The organism is Mycobacterium sp., assembly GCF_019247615.1.
Taxonomy (GTDB): Bacteria; Actinomycetota; Actinomycetes; order Mycobacteriales; family Mycobacteriaceae; genus Mycobacterium.
Genome location: NZ_JAFBAT010000029.1, coordinates 1 through 19,768, shown reverse-complemented (window position 1 = coordinate 19,768; position 19,768 = coordinate 1). Strand labels below are relative to the sequence as shown.

The 19,768-nt window shown below is 67.5% G+C and carries 18 protein-coding genes; 7 read left to right on the top strand and 11 right to left on the bottom strand.

Features of this window, described 5'->3' with window-relative positions:
• The coding region (locus JO059_RS02140; RefSeq protein ID WP_293314411.1) for a thiolase family protein at nt 1-851 on the bottom strand (851 nt) is incomplete at its 3' end.
• Between the two features lie 275 nt (nt 852-1,126).
• On the opposite strand from JO059_RS02140, the gene JO059_RS02135 reads away from it, so the two are divergent.
• Nucleotides 1,127-2,545: a wax ester/triacylglycerol synthase family O-acyltransferase gene (locus JO059_RS02135; protein WP_293314410.1), complete on the top strand. Its 1,419-nt coding sequence runs from the start codon at nt 1,127-1,129 to the stop codon at nt 2,543-2,545.
• Nucleotides 2,546-2,598: 53 nt separating this feature from the next.
• On the opposite strand, the gene JO059_RS02130 is transcribed toward JO059_RS02135, so the two are convergent.
• The 9 genes from JO059_RS02130 to JO059_RS02090 all read right to left on the bottom strand — a co-directional run bounded on the left by JO059_RS02130 (nt 2,599) and on the right by JO059_RS02090 (nt 12,896).
• The gene (locus JO059_RS02130; protein WP_293314408.1) at nt 2,599-3,390 is read right to left on the bottom strand and encodes a lysophospholipid acyltransferase family protein; all 792 of its coding nucleotides are present in this window, start codon (nt 3,388-3,390) and stop codon (nt 2,599-2,601) included.
• A gap of 58 nt (nt 3,391-3,448) precedes the next feature.
• Nucleotides 3,449-4,102 carry a maleylpyruvate isomerase family mycothiol-dependent enzyme gene (locus tag JO059_RS02125; protein ID WP_293314406.1) on the bottom strand — a complete coding sequence of 218 codons (654 nt, stop codon included), beginning with the start codon at nt 4,100-4,102 and terminating at the stop codon, nt 3,449-3,451.
• A gap of 23 nt (nt 4,103-4,125) precedes the next feature.
• The gene (locus JO059_RS02120; RefSeq protein ID WP_293314405.1) at nt 4,126-5,610 is read right to left on the bottom strand and encodes an aldehyde dehydrogenase family protein; all 1,485 of its coding nucleotides are present in this window, start codon (nt 5,608-5,610) and stop codon (nt 4,126-4,128) included.
• Between the two features lie 103 nt (nt 5,611-5,713).
• A complete protein-coding gene (locus JO059_RS02115) occupies nt 5,714-6,928 on the bottom strand; it encodes a cytochrome P450 (RefSeq protein WP_293314403.1) in 1,215 nt (404 codons plus the stop codon).
• Nucleotides 6,929-6,938: 10 nt separating this feature from the next.
• Nucleotides 6,939-7,907, bottom strand: coding sequence for an SDR family NAD(P)-dependent oxidoreductase (locus tag JO059_RS02110; RefSeq protein WP_293314401.1), 969 nt, complete (start codon nt 7,905-7,907; stop codon nt 6,939-6,941).
• Complete coding sequence (locus tag JO059_RS02105; protein WP_293314399.1) at nt 7,900-9,039, bottom strand: spirocyclase AveC family protein; 1,140 nt, start codon at nt 9,037-9,039, stop codon at nt 7,900-7,902. The genes JO059_RS02110 and JO059_RS02105 overlap by 8 nt, the downstream gene beginning before the upstream one ends.
• A 3-nt stretch (nt 9,040-9,042) precedes the next feature.
• Nucleotides 9,043-10,161 carry an ABC transporter substrate-binding protein gene (locus JO059_RS02100; RefSeq protein WP_293314397.1) on the bottom strand — a complete coding sequence of 373 codons (1,119 nt, stop codon included), beginning with the start codon at nt 10,159-10,161 and terminating at the stop codon, nt 9,043-9,045.
• An 84-nt stretch (nt 10,162-10,245) separates the two neighbouring features.
• A complete protein-coding gene (locus JO059_RS02095; RefSeq protein ID WP_293314395.1) occupies nt 10,246-11,088 on the bottom strand; it encodes a CbbQ/NirQ/NorQ/GpvN family protein in 843 nt (280 codons plus the stop codon).
• Between the two features lie 116 nt (nt 11,089-11,204).
• Nucleotides 11,205-12,896, bottom strand: coding sequence for a VWA domain-containing protein (locus JO059_RS02090; RefSeq protein WP_293314393.1), 1,692 nt, complete (start codon nt 12,894-12,896; stop codon nt 11,205-11,207).
• 87 nt (nt 12,897-12,983) lie between these two features.
• Between JO059_RS02090 and JO059_RS02085 the strand changes: the two genes are divergently transcribed.
• The 6 genes from JO059_RS02085 (at nt 12,984) to JO059_RS02060 (ending at nt 19,220) form a co-directional block, all read left to right on the top strand.
• The gene (locus tag JO059_RS02085; RefSeq protein WP_293314391.1) at nt 12,984-13,955 is read left to right on the top strand and encodes an SDR family NAD(P)-dependent oxidoreductase; all 972 of its coding nucleotides are present in this window, start codon (nt 12,984-12,986) and stop codon (nt 13,953-13,955) included.
• A gap of 11 nt (nt 13,956-13,966) precedes the next feature.
• A complete protein-coding gene (locus JO059_RS02080; RefSeq protein WP_293314389.1) occupies nt 13,967-15,121 on the top strand; it encodes an acyl-CoA dehydrogenase family protein in 1,155 nt (384 codons plus the stop codon).
• A complete protein-coding gene (locus JO059_RS02075; RefSeq protein WP_293314387.1) occupies nt 15,118-16,212 on the top strand; it encodes an acyl-CoA dehydrogenase family protein in 1,095 nt (364 codons plus the stop codon). Before JO059_RS02080 ends, JO059_RS02075 begins: the two co-directional genes overlap by 4 nt.
• The gene (locus tag JO059_RS02070; protein WP_293314385.1) at nt 16,212-16,859 is read left to right on the top strand and encodes a nitroreductase family protein; all 648 of its coding nucleotides are present in this window, start codon (nt 16,212-16,214) and stop codon (nt 16,857-16,859) included. The genes JO059_RS02075 and JO059_RS02070 overlap by 1 nt, the downstream gene beginning before the upstream one ends.
• Nucleotides 16,860-16,995: 136 nt before the next feature.
• A complete protein-coding gene (locus JO059_RS02065; protein ID WP_293314383.1) occupies nt 16,996-18,300 on the top strand; it encodes a TetR/AcrR family transcriptional regulator in 1,305 nt (434 codons plus the stop codon).
• A gap of 77 nt (nt 18,301-18,377) precedes the next feature.
• On the top strand, nt 18,378-19,220 hold the full coding sequence (locus JO059_RS02060; RefSeq protein WP_293314382.1) for an SDR family oxidoreductase: 843 nt from the start codon (nt 18,378-18,380) through the stop codon (nt 19,218-19,220).
• Between the two features lie 64 nt (nt 19,221-19,284).
• Here JO059_RS02060 and JO059_RS02055 read toward each other — a convergent pair.
• The coding region (locus JO059_RS02055; protein ID WP_293314380.1) for a DUF3556 domain-containing protein at nt 19,285-19,768 on the bottom strand (484 nt) is incomplete at its 5' end.

Genomic DNA, 19,768 nt, shown 5'->3' with positions numbered 1-19,768 from the left:
GGAATGGGCGCCGTCAGCATGATCACCGGGTTGGCGCCGGCCAGCGTTGCCGTGTGCACCTTGGCGATCGGCTTGAGCCCCAACGACTTCGCCTTCTCGGCTGACATGAACAGGATGGCGGCCGAGCCGTCGGAGATCTGCGAGGAGTTGCCGGCGTGAATCACGCCGTCCTCCTTGAACGCCGGCTTCAGCGACGCCATCTTCTCCATCGGGGTGCCGCGGCGGATGCCCTCGTCCTTGAGCACCACGTTCCCGTCCTGATCCTTGATGCCGACGATCTGGTCGTCGAAGGCGCCGGAATCCTGTGCCGCGGCGGCCCTTTCGTGTGAGCCCAGGGAGAACTCGTCGAGCGCGGTGCGGTCGAGCCCCCACTGCTCGGCGATCATCTCGGCGCCGAGGCCTTGGTTGGGGATCTGGCCCTCGTAGCGGTCGATGAAGGCCTGCGGATACGGCCGTCCGCCGTTGGCCAGCGATGCGCCCATGGGGGTCCGCGACATCGACTCCACCCCGCCGGCGACGACGACGTCGTAATGCCCGGCCACCACGCCCGCCGCGGCGAAGTGGATGGACTGCTGGCTCGACCCGCACTGACGGTCGACGGTTACCCCGGGGACGGTCTCGGGCCAGCCCGCGGCCAGGAGCGCGGTGCGGCCGATGTCGAGGGCCTGCTCGCCGGCCTGCATCACGCAGCCCCAGATGACGTCGTCGACGATCCCGGGGTCGATGCCGGCCCTGTCGGCCAAGCCGTTGAGAACCTGCGCCGACAGGTCGGCCGGGTGCACCCCCGACAGCCCGCCGTTGCGCTTACCGATCGGTGAGCGGACTGCCTCGACGATGACGGCTTCAGCCATGGTGATGTCTCCTTTGAGTGGGTCTTGAGTCGATTGTCAACCAACGCGTTGGGCGGGCGCGGGGCGGGGTGGTCTCGCTGCTCTACCTGAAGCGCTATGGCGAAAGGTCTTCGAGTATTTCGTCGGCGACCGCGATGGGGAAATGACCCGCCGCCGGGACCCCCTGAGTGCGCCGATGGGCAATGCGTCTGCCAGACGACGTCTCCTCACACTCCGAACCAGAGATTTGTTCAGATCATGGCAGTATTGGCTTGTAGTCGAAAGCGAGGGGGACGGTGAAGCGGCTCAACGGCATGGACGCGATGCTCCTGTACAGCGAGACGCCGAACCTGCACACGCACACCTTGAAGGTGGCGGTGGTCGACGGCGCCGGCCGCGAGGGCGACTTCACCGTCGACGTGTTTCGCCGCACGCTGCTGCGCCGGCTGCATCTGCTGGATCCGTTGCGCTACAAGCTCGTCGACATCCCGTGGCGAATCCATCACCCGATGTGGCTGGAAAACTGCGATGTCGACCTCGACTACCATCTGCGGCGGGTCCAGGTGCCCGCCCCGGGCGGCCGGCGGGAGCTCGATGAGGTGATCGGCACCGTCGCCAGCACCCCGCTGGATCGCAGCCGCCCGCTGTGGGAATTCCACTTTGCCGAAGGCATGGCCGAGCACCGATGCGCGATCATCGGCAAGATCCACCACGCCCTGGCCGACGGGGTCGCGTCGGCCAATCTCCTGGGCAGGCTGATGGACCTGGACGGGCCGAGGCAGGACGAATGCGACAACGACACCACTTGCATACCGCCGTCGACGGCGGAGCTGCTGCGGGCCGCCGGGCGCGACCACGTCCGACAACTCGCGGCGCTGCCGGGGGTGATGGTGGACACGCTGTCGGGGGTGCGGCGCCTGCGCCGGCGCGCCCGCGAACGCGGTGATCACCCGGACCTGGCCCGGATGCTGCACGCACCACCGACTTTCATGAATCACGTGGTGTCACCGGCGCGGACGTTCGCGACCGCGACGCTGTCGCTGGCACAAGTCAAAGAGACCGGCAAGCACTTGCGGATCACCATCAACGACATGGCGATGGCGATGGTCGCCGGCGCGCTGCGGGAATTGATGTTGCGCTATGACGGCAGCGCGGACCGGCCCATCGTCGCGTCGGTGCCCGCCAGCACCGACCGGTCGCCGCACCGGGTCAGCGGCAACGAACTCGGCGGCATGGCGGTATCGCTGCCTACCCACGTCGCTGATCCGTTGGAGCGGGTGCGGCTGGCCTCGCTGGCCACTGGGATCGCCAAGGAGAACAACGAGCTGTTCGGCCCGGAGCTGTACGGCAAGCTGATCACCTACCTACCGCCCTTTGCTGCCCCGCCCGCCTTCAAGTGGCTAGGCCGCCGCGACGCGCGCAACACCCTCTTCAACGTCCCGGTGTCCAACGTCGCCGGGCCGCGCGTGCGGGGCCATCTCGCGGGTGCGCCGGTCAGCGAGATCTATTCGGCAGGGCCGCTGATCGCCGGCTGCGGCATAAACATCACCGTGTGGAGCTACGTCGAGCAGCTCAACATTTCGGTGATCGCCGACGACCGCACCGTCGACGACACCCATGAGGTGACTCACGCCATGGTTCACGCCCTCCGCGAAATCCGCGCCGCAGCTGGGCTTTCCGGCGCGGTGGCGATAGTCGAATCCGCGATGCCCTAACCTCAATTGCCCTGCTCCTCGCTCGCGCCGTTTCGGCGCTCGCCGTTACCGGGCTAGCCAACGATCGGAAACCGCCGCTGCCGGGCCAGGCGATCGAGCGCCGCCTGCATCACCGAACGGACGTGCGCGTCGACCGCGGCGACGTCCGGCTCCTCGCCGAACCGGTCGGCAACGTCGATCGGGCCCAAAACGTCGGTGACGATCTTGGTCGGTAGCGGGACGTTGGGCGGCATGATCACGCTGAATCCGAACGGGAAACCCAGGGTCACCGGCAGGATATCCGAGCGAAACCGCGACAGCCCCAATCGCTTTGCGAGCCAGGTGCCGCGGGTCAAGAACAGCTGGCTTTCCTGACCGCCGATGGAGACCGCCGGCACGATCGGTACCCCGGCCTCGATCGCCGACCGAACGTATCCGGTGCGGCCGTTGAAATCGACGACGTTCGCGGTCACCGTCGGCCGGTAGGCGTCGTAGACGCCGCCGGGGAACACCAGCACGACGCCGCCCGATCGGAGCGCCCCGGCGGTGTTTTCCCGGTTGGCCCGGATCACGCCAAGCCGAGCCAGGACACCCGACATCGGCCCGGCGAACATCCCGTCGTGGGCCAGCGTGTACAGCGGTCGGCCGTAGCCGAATCTCCGGTAGAACGCCGCGGCGAAGATCAGCACGTCGGGGGTCAGCATGCCGCCCGAGTGGTTGCCGACGAGCAACGCGCCGCCGTGGCGGGGGAAGTTTTCCAGCCCGCGAACCTCGAACCGAAACCAGCGCCGCGCAAGGGGTTCCGCCGCCTTGACCAACCGCTCGGTGAAGCGGGGGTCCCACCCGCTGATGCCAGGGTCGCTCACTTCAGACCCTCCCCTGCACCGACCGGCCCCTCCAACGTAGCTCGGAACAAAAGTTAGGTCAAATATTGGATGGGCCCGACAGCCGCCCACAGAGCCGCGTCAACCCCGGCCCGTCGAGCAGGTGCAGCAGCGCGGTCCGGCCGCAGATCGCCATCATCAGGGCGGCCACCGGCCCACGAATCTCGGCGCCGGTCCCCCATGCTCGGTCAATGTCGGTGGCGCGCAGGCTGATTCCGCGTCGTCGCCCGAATGGGACGAAGGCGAACGGAAACGGACCGGTCAAAAAGTCCATCGCCAGCGCCGCCAGGGAAGGATCCGGCGTGAAGGGCCGGCCAAGCGGGATCCGCACGTCGCCGCCGTGCACCAGGACGTCGGCGAGCGGGTCCACGGGCCCGAACAACGGCGGACTGATCCGGCGATCCGCGCACCGGTGCAGGCTGGCCACGATCTCCTCCGCCGGCGCCCGCGCGCGGCGCCGCGCCAGCTCGTCGATGGCGCGCGCCATGCTTGCCCGACGCAGGGCGAGCCAAAGGAATGCCCCGGTACCGTCGACGACCGTGCTGACGACGTGCGCGCCCACCGTCTTGACATCCCAGCCGGCACACAGGCTCGGCGTGGCCAACTCGGCGGCGTCCAAGCCGCCTATCAGGCGGGCGAGACGCCGTCGCTCCTCGGCGACGGCGGCGAACACGAACTCACGATCGGATCGCATCGCTCCCGCGCCACGCTCAGGGATCACACGGCCGGGTATGCCACCGACTTGATCTCGGTGTACTGGTCGAAGCCGGCGACACCGTTCTGCCGGCCCACCCCGCTGGCCTTGTAGCCACCGAACGGGGTGTCGGCGCCGTACGGAGCGCCGCCGTTGACGCCCATGAACCCGGCCTTGATCCGTCGGGCCACCGCGAGCGAACGCTCCAGGGATCCCGACATGACGTTGCCGGCCAACCCGTACGCGCTGTCGTTGGCGATGCGGATCGCGTCCTCCTCGTCGTCGAACGGGATGACGACCAGCACCGGGCCGAAGATCTCCTCCTGGGCGATCGTCATGGAGTTGTCGACGTCGACGAAAAGCGTTGGGCGGACGTAGAACCCCTTGTCGAAGCCGGTGGGTGCGTCGGGGCCGCCGACGAGCGCCGTGGCGCCCTCTTCGACGCCCTTGTTGATGTAGCCCAGCACCCGCTTGCGCTGCTTGTCCGAAATCACCGGGCCGCACAGCGTTCCGGCGTCCTGGGGATCACCCGGCATGACGTTGTCGTAGATGCTCTTGAGGATCGCCACGCCCTCGTCGTAGCGCGACCGCGGCAGCAGCATCCGGGTGGGGTTCGCGCAGCCCTGCCCGGCGTGCATGCACGGCGCGATGCCGATCGCGCACGCCAGGCCGAAGTCGGCGTCGTCCAGGACGATGGTGGCCGACTTGCCACCGAGCTCGAGGAACAGCCGCTTCATGGTCGCGGCACCCTTTTCCATGATCCGTTTGCCGACCGCGGTCGAGCCGGTGAACGAGATCAGGTCGACCTTGGGCGACAGCGTGAGCTCCTCGCCCACCAGGTGGTCCGACGCGGTCACGACGTTGACGACGCCGGGTGGGATGTCGGTCTTCTCGGCAATCAGCCGGCCCAGCCGGGTGGCGTTGAACGGGGTGTCGGGCGCCGGCTTGAGCACGACGGTGTTGCCGGTGCCCAGCGCCTGGCCGATCTTGTTGATGGTGACCTCGAACGGGAAGTTCCACGGCACGATCGCGCCGACGACGCCGACCGGTTCCCGCCAGACCTTGCGGGTGGTCAGCGTGCCGGTCAGGCTGATCACCTTGTCGCCCAGGTCGGTCTCCCAGGGGTACTCGTCGATGAGCCTGGCCGGGTACTTCAGCCCGTCCTCCAGCGGGGCGTCGAGCTGGGGGCCGAAGGTGATGGCCCGGGGCGAGCCGACCTCCAGGATGAGCTCCTCGCGCAGCTCCTCCTTCTCGGACTCGATCGCCTCGTGCAGCTGCAGCAGGCAGCGCTGGCGCCGCTTGTGGTTGGTCGACCAGTCGGTCTCGTCGAAGGCCCGGCGGGCCGCGTCGATGGCCCGCTGCATGTCCTCCTTCGACGCGTCGGCGACCTCGCCGAGCGGCTCCTCGGTGGCCGGGTTGATGTTGGTGAAGGTGCCGGCCTGGCCGTCGACGAGCCCGCCGTCAATCATCATCTTGGGCTCGAAGCGGACCTTTACAGCCTCAGTCATGTCTGTCACTCTCTTCTGAGTCGTCGAGGGGGCTCGGTGGAGCTTATGGAGAGCCTTACCGGAAACTAGCCGATTGGCAAGCTGCAACCGCTGCGGGGGTTCGCTACCTGGGGTCGAACAGCACCGGAAGGGCCGTCGGCGACCGGAACACCTGCCCGCGGATGTGCGGGTCGTCCCCGTCGGGGTCCAGCCGAAGATTGGGCAGCCGGTCCAGCAGCAGGTTGACGGCGGTGCGCATTTCCAGCCGCGCCAAATGCATGCCGAGGCACACATGCACGCCGTGCCCCCACCCCAGGTGCCCCCGCGCCTGCCGGAAGATGTCGAAGGTGTCCGGATCGGGGTAGCGGTCCTCCTGCCGGTTGGCGGCCCCCAGCATCGGCATCACCGTCGAGCCGGCCGGGATCGGCACCCCACCGAGTTCGGTGTCGCGGGTAGCAACCCGGGTGATGGTCAGCAGGGGCGGCTCCCAGCGCACCCCCTCCTCGATGGCCTGCGGCAGCAACGCCCGGTCCGCGCGGATGGCCTCCAACTGCGCGGGATCCGACAGTAGCGCGAAAAGCAGGCTGCCCAGCGCCCGGTACGTGGTCTCCACACCGGCGGGCAGCAGCAGCCGCAAAAACGAGTAGATCTCCTCGTCCGCCAGCTTCTCGCCGTCGATTTCGGCCTGGGCCAGGCGGCTGATCAGATCGTCCTTGGGGTCGGCGCGGCGGGCCTCCAGGATCGGTGCGAAGTAGTCACAGAGCGCGGCCGACGCGGCAAGGCCGCGTTCAGGATTCAGGATCCAGCTCAGCAGCGAGATGGACCAGCGTTGGAACTGCGGGTAGTCCTCCCGCGGCAGGCCGAGCAGCCCGGCGATGATCTGGCTGGGGTAGTCGAACGTGAACTCCTTGACCAGGTCGGCCTTGCCGTTCGCCGCGAACCTGTCGATCAGGCTGTGGCCGACGGGCCCCACCAGCTCGTCCTCCCACCGCGCCAAGGCCTTCTGGGAGAACGCCTTTGACACCAGCGACCGCAGCCGCCCGTGCACCGGTTCGTCCATGCCGAGCATCACGCCTTCGCCCAGCACCGGCCCGAACGCCGCGATGACGGCCGCCGACGAGAACGTCTCGTTGTCGCGCAGCATCTGCTGGGCTTCCTCATAGCGGTAGACGATGAAGACCGGCTTGGACTCCTCGTGGGGCATGCCGGAGGCATCCAATCGCTGCACCGGCTCCTCACGCCGCAGCCGCGCCAGTTCGGTATAGGGGTCGCGCACGTCACCGGACACCGCGTCGTCGAAGGCGCCGAAGTCTTCCAGGTCGTCGAAAAGTTGTTCCATCACTGCTCCTTCAGTTCGCTTTGCGGCTCGCCAGGTGCTGCAACACCCGCTGCGGAACGACGCGCGCCGCCAGCACCATCGCCCGTTGGGCCGAAGTCAAGGGCCACGCCCCGCCGCGCATCGAACCCCGCCTCGGAATGCCCAGCACGATCCGCGACACGTGGTGCATGCCCGAAGCCGGGAGGATCCGGTTGGCGGCCAACAGCATCGAAGCGTCCGGACCTACCCCGCGGCGCCGGAACGGCGCGCGGTCGCCTAGCGCCTTGACCAGCCCGTCGGTGAACCGCTCGGGCGCCCGAGCGAATCTGATCGCAAACCGCCCGCGGGTGTTCATGGTGGTGTGCAGCCGCGCGTACGGCCCGCTGAAATTGCGCTCGTCGGTGGTTCCGGCGTCGGTGATGATGTCGGTGTCATACATGCCCGCCACCAAGACGGTGACGCCGAGGCCGAACGGCGCGATCTCGCCGGCCAGCGATTCACCCCATCGCTCCAGGGCGCCCTTGACTGCGGAGTACGGGGCGGTGCCAGGCTGGCCGCGTACCCCGGCGGCACTGGACACCAGCACGACGCGCCCCTCCCCCGCCGCCCGCATGGACGGCAGCAGGGCCTTGGTGAGCGCGACGGGACCCCTGACGCAGGTGTCGAACATGGTCTGCCACAACGCCGTATCGGTTTCCTCCACCATTCCGGCCGCGGAGATTCCGGCGTTGTGCACCAGCGCGTACGGGGCCCCGACGGCCTCTTCGATTGCCTTGGCGGCCGCGGAGATCGACGCCGCATCCACGAGGTCGAGCTGCACGCCGATCAGCCGATCGTCGTCGGGGGCGGCGCTCGTCACCTCACGCAGCCGCGCCATCGCCGGGTCGGGCGTGCGCATGGCCGCGACCACGCGCCAGCCCTCCCGATACAGGCGCACCGCCGACGCGAACCCCAGCCCACGGGACGCGCCGGTGATGACGACCGTGCGGGGCTCAGCCATGCTTGGCCGCGGAAGCGGAAGTGGCACAGGGGCCTTCACCGGGCGGAGGTGGTTCGACGCTGGGGCGGCCGTTCGGCTCCCCGCTCGCCCAGGTCGACCAGATACCCACCGAGTACGGGCCTTGTGCGCCCGCCTTTTCGTAATAGCCTTGCGGGTCATAGACTTTGGCTTCTGGATAGGGCCAGGGGCAGGCCACCGAAGTGGCGGCGTGGCTCGCCTTGATGGCCCAGAACCATGCGCCGTAGGCGAAGTAGGACACGTTGATGATGGTGAACATCACCAGGAACGTGCCGAGCGCCGGTCGCGTGGGGAACAACTTCGCTTTTGCGGCAAGCTTTTCCGCTACCGACTTACCGGTGTCGTCGCGATAGCACAGGATCGCTGCCGGAATCATCACGAAGCACACCGAGAATGATTCCCAGATCAGCGGGAACTGGAAGGTGGTGCCAGCGAACACCGATCCCCACGGGATCACCTGGGAGTAAATGTACATGCCCCAGTGGATCAGGATGTTTTCCAGCATGGCATCGAAAACGAAACCGATCACCAGGGTGATCAGGCCCAGGCTGACCAAGGGGTGTCGCGACACATAGCTCCTGGGCCCGTACCTTGCCTGCAGTTTGCGCAGGAGCCACACCGCCGGGAAGTAGGGGCCGAAGTAGAACATCACGTAGCCGAAGACCACGAACGGTTCCACCGTCGGCGACAACGACACCAGCGGCCAGGATTCCGGCCAGTGAACGAGATCGGGGTTGTAGACGGCGAACGGTGACCAGTTCATGATCGGGTCCTGCCACACGATCAGCGTGGTACACAAGAACATCAGCATCACCGGGCTGCCGGGATTGCGGCGCCAGCCCCTGATGAAGACGATCAACAGCACGATCAGCGCGACGACCGTGGCAGCATCCAGGAAGGTGATGTAGTCCAGGCCGAACGTGAACTTCACCGGTCGCGGCCGGCCTTGCACGTTCGGGTTGGCGACGCGCGGGTCGAGGGCGGTGCGGCAGTTCGCGATGAAGAAGAGCACGAACGCGGCCAGGGCGGCGCCGGCGATCCAGCCTCCCCATCCGCGCTTGCGGTGGGTGGGCGTCTCGTCCGGCTTTAGGAGTATGGACTGTTCGGTCGCCACGCGTCAGCTCTCCTCTCCGAAGCGATCGGCCAGATGCGAGTTGACGCCGTCGGCGTCGAGGGTCCGAGCGACGAGGTAGCCGGCGCCCATCCAGGCCCGCCGCGTCCACTTGCCGAACGACACCCGGGTGCCCGGCGCGCCAGAGGCGGCCGGCATCATCTTCACCCGCTCCAGCGCCTCCTTGACGCCGCGCGGGCTGAGGGGGTGCGCGTCGGCAAAGGCGCGCACGAGCGTGGCGGCCACGTCGCGGTTGACCACCGACACGCAATATTCGGGACGGCTGCCGTCGTACTTTTCGGCGTAACGATCGAGGAAGTCCTGACCGACCCGATTCGCCTCGTCATACTGATCCACCCCGACCCAGCCCATGAAGGCGTTCCACATGATGGGGTTCACCCAGGCGTTCTGGAAAGCCGTGGTCGTGAAACGGGGCGGATCCCAATCGACGGCCCGCAACGCGGGGTTGATGAACACGATGCCGAATCCGAATCCCAGGTGCACGATCGCCTCGGACTTCGCATCGTGCAGGGTCCGGACGGCGTCGTTGATGTCCTGTGCGGTCTGCGCGATCGCCGCCTCCGCGACGATGCGAATCCCCTTGCGCCGGCACGCGCTTCGCAAATTCTTGAGATAGCTCTCGCCGATCAGGTTCTGCTCGACGAGCACCCCGATCTCGGAGAGTCCGCGTTTGGCGACCAGGTCCGCGATGAAGATCGGCTCGTCGGTCATCGATCCCTGCGGAAAGGAGAACGTCCACTCGCCCAACCAGTCGTCGGTGCCGGTGACGCTGATCGCCGGCACCTTGAACCGCTCCTCGATCGCTTCGCGGGTGGGCACGCAATTGTCGGTGATGTGCGGGCCGAACACCACCAGGCAGCCTTCGTCGACGAGTTCCCCGAACGCATCGATCACCGCCTTGACCGATCCCTTGGGCAACCCCTCCACCTCGCGGTAGATCATCTGCACCGGGCGATCGATCAGGCCCTGCTCACGGGCTTCTTCGAAGATGAGGTCGAAGCACCGCGTGAAACTCGCCAACAATTCTTCGGGGAACCCCGGCGGCAGCGTGAAGTCCATCAGGTAGCCGACCTTGATCGGCTCAGCGCTGCTCTCGTACGACATTCGACCTCCCGAGGACCGACTCACGCGCGCCTGGCGCTGCGACCTAATTTTTGTTCAGTACGCTAGCGAGAGCGCCAGACGGGGTCAACCACCGGAGCCGCCCAGATAGACCTCGATCATCTCGTGAAGCGCCTTGCCCACCGCCACGTCGTCGGTGAGCGGCCCGGCGATCGCGGCCCGAGCCGCCTCCGGCATGGTCAGGCCCTCCGCGATCAGCCTGCCCGCCGCGATGAGGACACGGGTTGACGCGACCTCACGCAACCCGCCGGTCTCCAAGCGGCGGATGGCCTGCCCAAAGCGCACCAGTTGGGCCGCGGTGGCGCCATCCACGCCGGCCTCGTGCGCGACGATCCCCTCCTCGACATCCGCTGCGGGGAAATCGAATTCGATGGCGACCATCCGCTGCCGCGTCGAATCCTTGAGGTCCTTGAGCACGCTTTGATAGCCCGGGTTGTAGGACACCACCAGGCCGAAACCGGGCGCCGCGTCTAGTGTTACGCCGAGACGCTCGATGGGCAGCTGCCGCCGGTGATCGGCGAGCGGGTGCAGCACCACCGTGGTGTCCTGCCGGGCTTCCACGACCTCATCCAGGTAGCAGATCGCGCCCTCGCGTACAGCCCGGGTCAGCGGACCGTCCACCCACACCGTTTCGTCGCCCTGCAGGAGATACCGGCCGACCAGGTCGGCGGTGGTGAGGTCGTCGTGGCAGGCCACGGTGATCAGCGGCCGGCCGAGATCGTAGGCCATCGCCTCGACGAATCGCGTCTTGCCGCACCCCGTCGGGCCCTTCAAGACGAGCGCAAGGCCCTGGCGATACGCCGCCTTGAAGACGTCCTCTTCGCTGCCGATCGCCTTGTAGTAGGGCCGCACCCTGTCCGCCTCGAAGGTCGTGCCGATCCGGTACATGAGCCCGGACTCGTTGGCCATGGCTTCCCTTCTTCGCCCGCGTTTCTTGGGAGCCTAATCGGAACAGATGTTTGTTTCAAGCGCCCTGACAAGCGGATTTAGGCCCGCCAGCGTGAACGGCATTCTGAGACACGGCCTCAGGACACCCTCCGGCGAACCTCAGCCGAGCGCAGCGCGGAGCGGAACAGCGGTCCGATCACCCCGGCGAGCTGATCCGGGCGCGCGATCGTCGCATGCGCGGTGCTGCCGAAGACCCGGCGCAGCGAACGCACGTCGGTTCCGGCACCGATCGTCAGGCATACACAGCCGGTGCCGCGGCGGCGTGCCTCGGTCAAGGCGCGGCGCGCGTCCGCGGCACCGTAGGCCCGCTCGTACCCGTGGTCGTAGGCGAGCCCGTCGGACAGCACGACCAGCAGCCGCCGCGACGTGCCCCCGCGCGCCTCCAACACGGCCGAGCCGTGCCGGATCGCCGCGCCGAGCCGCGAATACGCGCCGGGTTCGAGGCTGTTCAGCCGCCTCATGACTCGCGAGTCGAGGTGGTCGTCAAATCGCTTGACGGGCACCATGCTCACGGCGCGGCGGCCCTGCGAGTAGTAGGCGTAGAGCGCAACGCGGTCACCCAGGTCGTGCAGCGCAACCATCAGGTTCGCGACCGCCGCGCGCTGTTGTTCGTGCACCGTCCGCCCGACGGTTCCCGGCTCCGCCGACGACCCCGATACGTCCAAGAGGAGCAGCACCGACAGGTCGCGCCGGCGCCGCAGGCTATCCAGGTACACCGCCTCGTCGGGCACCGAACCGGCCAGCACCTCGACGCGCGCCTCGATCGCCGCGTCGATGTCGATGTCGTCTCCCTGCGACTGGCGGTGGCGGCGGTGCAGGCCCATCCCCAGTCGGGACAGCGGGCGCCGTAGGCCGATCGCGGCGTCGATGGCCGGGGTCGCCGATGCCTTGATCGTCGGTTCGACCTCGCGCACGGTGCACCACGCGGGCCGGTAGCTCTTGCGGGTGACGGCCCATTCCGGATACGTCGTGCCCTCCGCGTGGGCCTCACGGTCATCGACGTCGTCGCCAGAGGTCGACGCCAGCGACGACACCGCATGCAGACCGCGGTTCGCCGAATTCATGCGATGCGTCGGGGAATCCGCGCCGAGCGGCCCGCCGCCGCTGCCGGTCTTGCGCACCGACGACAGCATCTTCTTCAGCCACTTGCCGATGAAGCCGCCCCCGCCGACGGGGCTGGTGAACACATCCGGATCGTCGGAATCGTCGACCTTCCCGTCGTCGAGCTCCTCGAGCTCCTTCTTGCCGGGGCCACGCGGGACGTGTTCGGGATTCTTCCTGTCTTGTTCCCTTGTCGCCCTGGAACTCACGGCTAAGATCTTGGCGGCGCGGATCACGCCGAATTGCGGCGGCGGGTCCCCGATCGCCGCCCGGCCATTGGCGATTTCCAGCGAAGCGGCGGGCGAGTCGCTGCGACGCGCTATGTCGCGATTGCCCAACGACGTCAAGATGCCCGGCAGCACACCGCTATTGGCGACCAGCGCGCGGTGGCCCTCGACCCCCAGATAGCGCCGGGCCACCCCGGGGTGGCGGACCAGCGGACGCACCGCGTCAGGATCTAGGCTGCCGGCCGCGATCATCGACGCCTGTGCCGCAATGGCCTCGAGTCTCGTGCGAGCGGGCGCACTGGCGTCGACGTAGATCGTCTGGCCGTCGGTCCACGAGGGCTCACCCGGTCGCAGCGCGGCAACCGCCACGGCCCGGCCGGCAAGCGCGGACGCGAGCATGCCGAGGGCCGCCAACCGGTCGCCCAGCCCGTCGTCTGCCATCGACCTCCAACCACCGGAGCCTTTTGACCAAATATCTGTTCCAAGCGTAGGGTCCGCTCCGACGAACGGTCAAACAGGAGCGCACCCATGATCGACTTCACCGACCGGGTGGCGGTGGTCACCGGCGCCGGACGCGGACTGGGCCGGCTGTATGCGCTGGATCTGGCGCGCCGCGGCGCCGCGGTGGTGGTCAACGACCTGGGTGGCTCAATGCGTGGCGAGGGCTCCGACACCAAAGTCGCCGACGAGGTCGTCGACGAGATCCGCGCGGCCGGTGGCGCGGCGATCGCCTCCTATGACTCGGTCGACAGCCCCGCGGGCGGCCGGGCGATCGTCGACGCCGCCGTCGGCGCGTTCGGGCGGCTCGACGCCGTCGTCAGCAACGCGGGAATCTTCGGCAGTGTGCCGTTCGAGGAGCTGTCGCACGACGAGTGGAGCCAAATGCTGCGCGTGCATCTCGACGGCGGCTTTTTCCTCTCCCAGCCCGCGTACCGCGTGATGAAGAAGAACGGCGGCGGCAGGTTCGTGTTCGTCTCGTCCTCGGCCGGGATCTTCGGTCAGCCGATGGAGGCCCACTACGCCACGGCGAAAGCCGGCCTGGTGGGGCTGACGAACGTGATCGCGATCGAGGGCGAGGCGCACGGCATACTCGCCAATTCCGTTATGCCGACCGGGTTCTCGCGGATGGTTACCGAGACGGTCGGCCACGAGAAGTTCCTGGCCGAATCCGGCTTCATGCGGGCCATCCGCCCCGAACTCGTCGTGCCGCTGGTCACCTTCCTGGCAAGCAGCGCCTGCACGTTCACCCACCGCAATTACTCAGCCGCCGCGGGCCGCTACGCGCGGGTGTTTGTCGGCCTGAGCGAAGGCTGGTTGGCAGACGCCGAGAGCGAACCGACGGCAGAAGACATCCAGGCGCATCTCGAACAGATGTCGTCCACTGAGAAGTTCATGGCGCCCGCCTCGATCGTCGACGAGGTGCTGGAGGTGTGCGAACGACGCGGCGTCAGCGCGATGCCGGGCAACGCCGATGTGGCATTCCCTGAGCACCAACGTTAAGGTCCGGCTTGGTGGATTTCTCGTACCCAGCGGACGTGGAACGGTTCCGCACCGAGCTGCGCGACTGGCTGTCCGCGAACCTGACCGACGAGCTGATCGCCGCGCGCCGGCCCACCGGCCGCGACGACGCCGGATTCGAAATGCTGCGCGCCTGGAACCGGACGATGGCCGACGCGGGCTGGGCCGCCATCTCGTGGCCCCGCGAGTACGGCGGGCGCGGAGCCACGGTTCTCGAGCAGCTGGTCTACACCGAGGAAACCACGCGCGCTCGAGCCCCGATGCCGCTCAACGTCATTGGGATGAACAACATCGCGCCGGCCATCATGCAATACGGCACCGAATCCCAGAAGACAACGCTGCTTCCCCGCATGATGCGCGCCGACGACATCTGGTGCCAGGGCATGTCGGAGCCCGAAGCCGGCTCGGACCTCGCCTCGCTGCGCACCCGGGCGGTGAGCGATGGCGAGCACTTCGTGGTCAACGGCCAGAAGATCTGGACCTCGCTCGGGCATCGCGCGCGGTGGTGCCAGCTGTATGTGCGCACCGACCCGGAAGCCCCCAAGCACAAGGGCATCTCGTGCCTGATCGTCGACATGAGGCTGCCCGGCATCGAGGTCCACCCGCTCGTCACCCTCAACGGCGACACCGACTTCGCCGAAGTGTTCTTTCGCGACGTGCGGGTTCCGGCCGATGCGTTGCTCGGCCCCCTGAACGCGGGGTGGCAGGTGGCTACCACGACGCTCAGCCACGAGCGCGCCGGGGCGGCGCGGCTATACGCCGAGATGCAGGCGCGGCTGGAAGAGTTGGTCGACGACATCGCCGCGCACGGCGACGCGCTGGACGACCCGGTGACGCTGCGGCGCCTCGGCGAAATCGCGGTCCGCATCAAGTATCTCGAGGTGCTGTGCCAACGCTCGATCTCGGCCACGCTGCATGGCGGCTCACCCAAGGTCGCGTTCGGGTCGGCCAGCCTGGCCAAGACCGTCTGGGGCGAGATCGGGCAGGACCTGGCCGCCCTGGCCTTCGACGTGCTTGGCAGCCGCGGCAGCAACGCCCCGTGGGCCAACTACCGCCTGACGTCGCGCTCGCTGACCATCGCGGGAGGCACTACCCAGATCAACAAGAACATCACGGCCCAGCGCGTGCTCGGATTGCCCCGAACATGAACCTCGAACTGACCGACGAGCAGGCGGCGCTGCGCGACACCACCCGGACCTTCCTCGCCGAAAAGGCCCCGATCTCGGGCCACGTGCGGCCGTTGCTCGACGACCCCACCGGCACCACCGACGCAGTCTGGCGCGGCCTGGCCGACCTGGGGACCACCGGCCTGCGGGTGCCCGAAGATTGCGGCGGCGCCGGCATGACCATGGTCGAGGTCGGCATCGTCGCCGAGGAACTCGGCGCCGCGCTGCATCCGGGCCCCTGGTTGTCGACGGCGGTCGCCGCCACCCGCGCGCTGACCCGCCTCGGCGCCAACGATGCGGCTGCCAAGCTGTTGACCGGGATCGCCGACGGAACCACCATCGTCACCGTCAGTTTCCTCGGCAACGCCCCCGTCACCGCAAACCGGCGGGGCGACGGCGTCGCGCTGCGGGGCGAGATCGCCGCGGTCCCCGACGCCGCGGCCGCCGACGTCCTGTTGGCCCTCGCCGAGGATTCAGGCGGCATCGGGCTGTACGCGGTGAAGGTCGACGCAACCACCGTTTCGATGACGCCCGAGCGCGGTATCGACCAGACCCGCAAGCACTTTCGCGTCACGTTCGACGCGGCACCCGCCGATCGACTGGGAACGTTTCGGTCGCACGACGCCGCGGCGGTGGTCGACGACGTGCTCATCGCGGCCGCAGCGGACGCGCTCGGCGCCGCGCGGGCGGTCATGGACCTCGCGGTCGAGTACGCGAAGGTCAGAAAGCAATTCGGTCAGGTCATCGGCTCGTTTCAGGCGGTCCAGCATCTGTGCGTGGACATGTTCGAGACCGTCGAATTGGCCCGCAGCGGCACGATCCATGCGCTGTGGGCGGCCGATAACGCCGATGCCGGCGAACGACATATTGCGGCGTTGCGGGCCAAGGCATTCGCCGGGCGGCTGGCCACCGTCGGCGACACCGCCATCCAGGTCTTCGGCGGCATCGGCTACACCTGGGAGCACGACGCTCATCTCTATCTCAAGCGCCTGCTGAGCTGGAGCGCGTTGGCGGGCGGGCCGGACCGCTACCTGACCGAAATCGGTGCGCTGCTCGCCCAGAGAGGCCCTTGATGGACGTCGACTACCTCCTCACCGCGACCCGCTCGGCGCGCAAGTCGCTCGATCTGGAAGCGCCCGTCGACCTGGATGACATCCGCGAGTGCCTGCGCATCGGACTGCAGGCCGCCAACGGCTCCAATTCACAGACCTGGCGCTGGCTGGTGATCACCGACCCCGGGCTGCGGGAGAACGTCGCCGAGCTGTACCGCGAGGCCTACCTGTTGCGCGTCGGCGGGCAGCTCCTCGCCGACCTGCTGCCGGCAGGCACGCCCGAGGCTCGGCTCATGTCGTCGACGGAGTGGTTGGTGGAGAACATGTCAAGGGTGCCGTTGCTGGTGATCCCGTGCTACCAGCCGTACCTGCCGACGATCGACGGCGACGAGTCGTTTCCGCAGGCCACACTGTACGGCTCGATCTTCCCGCCGGTGTGGAACTTTCAGCTGGCGTTGCACACCCGCGGCTACGGGACGTGCATCACAACCCTGCACCTGCACCGCGAGGACGAGGTCCGCCGGCTGCTCGGGATCCCACCGACCTATGTCCAAGGGTGTCTGCTGCCGGTGGGGCGCCTTCGCGCCGGGCACACGTTCCGGCGGGCCCGCCGGCGGCCCCTCGACGAGGTGGTCGCGCGGGACCGCTGGGACGGGCCCGCGCTCTAGAATGGACCTGCCGCCGTTTCGCGCAGCGCATTTGTTTCACCAGGTCTGATAGCCTCTAACAAAGATTTGGTTCGGCGGGAGGACGAATGCGCGTGCATGCCGATTCGCACTCGTCCGCGCTGACGCGCCCCTAGCCATGGCCAAAATCGAGCCGCTGTCCAAAGGCAGGTCCACGGTCGTCCGCCTGGACGCCGCCGACGATTCCGGGACGCGCCGCACCGAGATCCTGCAGACCGCGGCGTCGTTGATCGCATCCTCGGGATTGCGGACGTCGCTGCAGGAGATAGCGGACGCGGCGGGCATCCTGCCCGGAAGCCTGTATCACCACTTCGAATCCAAAGAGGCGATCCTCGTCGAGCTGATCCGCCGGTACCAGGACGATCTGAATCGGATCGGGCAAGCCGCTCAGGCCAGGCTGGACGAACCCGATTCGCGGCCGGTTGCGGACAAGATCGTCGAGCTGGGCAAGGCGATCGCCAGTTGCGCCGTGCGCCACGGCGCAGCCCTGCAGATGTCGTTCTACGAGGGGCCCAGCGCCGACCCGCAGCTGATGAAACTGACACAGCAGCAGCCCGGCGCGATCCAGGAGGCGATGCTGCAAACACTGCGCGCCGGTAGATGGAGCGGCTACATCAAGCCCGATATCGACCTCCCCACGCTGGCCGACCGCATCTGCCAGACCATGCTGCAGGTCGGCCTCGCCGTCATGCGCCACAATTCGCCCGCCGACCAGGTGGCCGAGCTACTGTGCCGAATCATCTTGCAGGGCTTGGCGGCACGGCCGCCCACCGACTCGGCGCTGGACCGGTCGAACGCCTTCGCGGCGGCAGCCGACGTCATCGCGACGTGGGCCGACGATCGCGACGCCGATCCCCGCGACAAGGCGGCGCATGTCCGTGCGGTGGCCCGAACCGAATTCGGGCGCAAGGGCTATGAGGTCACCACCATCCGGGACATCGCATCAGCGGCCGGCCTGGGCACCGGAACCGTCTATCGGGTCATCGGTTCCAAGGACGAACTGCTGGCTTCCATCATGGAATCCTTTGGCCGAAAGGTCGAGGCCGGCTGGGTCGCCGTGCTCCGCTCGGATGCGAGCGCCATCGAGAAGCTGGACGCGTTGAGCTGGGTCAATGTCAACGCACTCGACCGGTTCTCCGATGAGTTCAGGATTCAGCTGGCCTGGATGCGGCAGTCACCGCCGAATACCCCCAACCCGGGCTGGCTGTATACCACGCGGCTTCGGCAAATGAAATCGCTTCTCTCCGAAGGCATCCGATCGGGTGACATCGTTATCGACGCGCCGTCCACAACGATCCTCGCGCGCTGCCTCATCGGGCTGCAATGGATACCGGAGAACATCCTGCGCGCCGTCGGGACGCGTGCGGCTTTGGTACACGCCCGCGACACCGTTCTGCGCGGGGTAGCGGTCCGCGACGGCTAGGTATTGAACCAAAAAACTGTTACCCATACAGTTGGGCATTGAGAACCGGACTAGCAGGAAACGAGAAGGGGATTTTCATGACTATTGTCGATCGGTTGCGCTACGACGGCAAACGGGCCCTCGTCGTTGGCGGCGCTACCGGCATGGGCGCCGCGGCCGCCAGGTCAGCGGCCGAGCTCGGTGCCGAGGTGATAGTGCTGGACTACGCGCCGGTGAACTACGACGTCGCCCAGGCGGTGCAGGTCGACCTGCGCGAGCCCGCCTCGATCGACGCCGCCCTCGAGCAGTTGAACGGTCCCGTCCACGCGTTGTTCTCGGCCGCCGGAATTGCCGAAGGGACAACGGATCTGATGGCGATCAACTTCATCGGACACCGGTATCTCATCGACCGACTCCTGGAGAGAAACCAGCTTCCCTCGGGCTCGGCGATCTGCTTCATCTCCTCGGTGGCCGGCATGGGCTGGGAAAACGACCTGGACCTGCTGACGGAGTTCCTCGCCAACCCCGACTTCGCGTCAGCCCAAGAGTGGGTGAAAGCGCACGAAGCGGAAGGAATCATCCACTACGGCTTCTCCAAGAAGGTTGTCAACGCCTACGTGGCGACGCAGGGCTATCCCCTGCTGAAGAAGGGCATCCGGATCAACGCGATCTGCCCGGGTCCCACGGACACCCCGTTGGCCCAGGCCAACGCCGATCTGTGGCTGACCTTCGCGCAGGACTACCGCGACGAGACCGGCTCCAAAGTTCACACCCCGGAGCAGATGGGCGACGTCATGGCGTTCCTCAACAGCGCCGCCGCCTTCGGCATCAACGGCATCACGCTGCTGGTCGACTACGGGCACACCATGGCGTCGCTCACCGGCGCCTACCCGCCGGGCAAGCCGATCATCGACCTGATCATGGGCCGCGTGAAGCTCTAGTGGCGAAGCCCTGCGCGCCGGCGTAACGCCGCGGCGACCTTTGGATCGAAATCTCGCCCTGGCGTTACGCCGGCCTGGCCTCCGACAGCACGTGCACCGGGACGTCGTCGGCCCAGGGCTGGCGCGTCACCATGTCGGCGACACAAACGTAGCCGCGCTCGAATTCCCCTGTCGCAGCATCGACTAGGCGATACTCCTGGGTCTGCCGATGGATCGGCTGCGCATCGAGCAAGACCACACGCACCTCACCGGGCTCGAAATGGCAGCGCTCCTGCAACGCGGCGATCAGTTGCTCGTTGTGCATGTGGCCGTCGCCGAAATTCCATCCGATGGCGGTGCTGCACAGCCGTTCTCCGTCGGTCAGGACGTAGTCGTCCTCGTTCTGGCCGACCATCGCCCGATGAGCCAGGGTGAACAGCGCTCTGCCGTGAGTATTCATGGCGCGAAACGCATATCCGAGGTACATCGGGATTTGCGCCCGATCCTTGCCATAAACACGCTCCAGCTGAGCCTGCGGCATGCTGGCGATCGAGACGATGTTGTGGTTG

Bases quoted from the DNA above. Each gene is read 5' to 3' on its own strand.
- JO059_RS02125 (WP_293314406.1), bottom strand. From the start codon at position 4,102: ATGCGATCCGATCGTGAGTTCGTGTTCGCCGCCGTCGCCGAGGAGCGA.
- JO059_RS02120 (WP_293314405.1), bottom strand. From the start codon at position 5,610: ATGACTGAGGCTGTAAAGGTCCGCTTCGAGCCCAAGATGATGATTGAC.
- JO059_RS02115 (WP_293314403.1), bottom strand. From the start codon at position 6,928: ATGGAACAACTTTTCGACGACCTGGAAGACTTCGGCGCCTTCGACGAC.
- JO059_RS02110 (WP_293314401.1), bottom strand. From the start codon at position 7,907: ATGGCTGAGCCCCGCACGGTCGTCATCACCGGCGCGTCCCGTGGGCTG.
- JO059_RS02100 (WP_293314397.1), bottom strand. From the start codon at position 10,161: ATGTCGTACGAGAGCAGCGCTGAGCCGATCAAGGTCGGCTACCTGATG.
- JO059_RS02095 (WP_293314395.1), bottom strand. From the start codon at position 11,088: ATGGCCAACGAGTCCGGGCTCATGTACCGGATCGGCACGACCTTCGAG.
- JO059_RS02090 (WP_293314393.1), bottom strand. From the start codon at position 12,896: ATGGCAGACGACGGGCTGGGCGACCGGTTGGCGGCCCTCGGCATGCTC.
- JO059_RS02085 (WP_293314391.1), top strand. From the start codon at position 12,984: ATGATCGACTTCACCGACCGGGTGGCGGTGGTCACCGGCGCCGGACGC.
- JO059_RS02075 (WP_293314387.1), top strand. From the start codon at position 15,118: ATGAACCTCGAACTGACCGACGAGCAGGCGGCGCTGCGCGACACCACC.
- JO059_RS02070 (WP_293314385.1), top strand. From the start codon at position 16,212: ATGGACGTCGACTACCTCCTCACCGCGACCCGCTCGGCGCGCAAGTCG.
- JO059_RS02065 (WP_293314383.1), top strand. From the start codon at position 16,996: ATGGCCAAAATCGAGCCGCTGTCCAAAGGCAGGTCCACGGTCGTCCGC.
- JO059_RS02060 (WP_293314382.1), top strand. From the start codon at position 18,378: ATGACTATTGTCGATCGGTTGCGCTACGACGGCAAACGGGCCCTCGTC.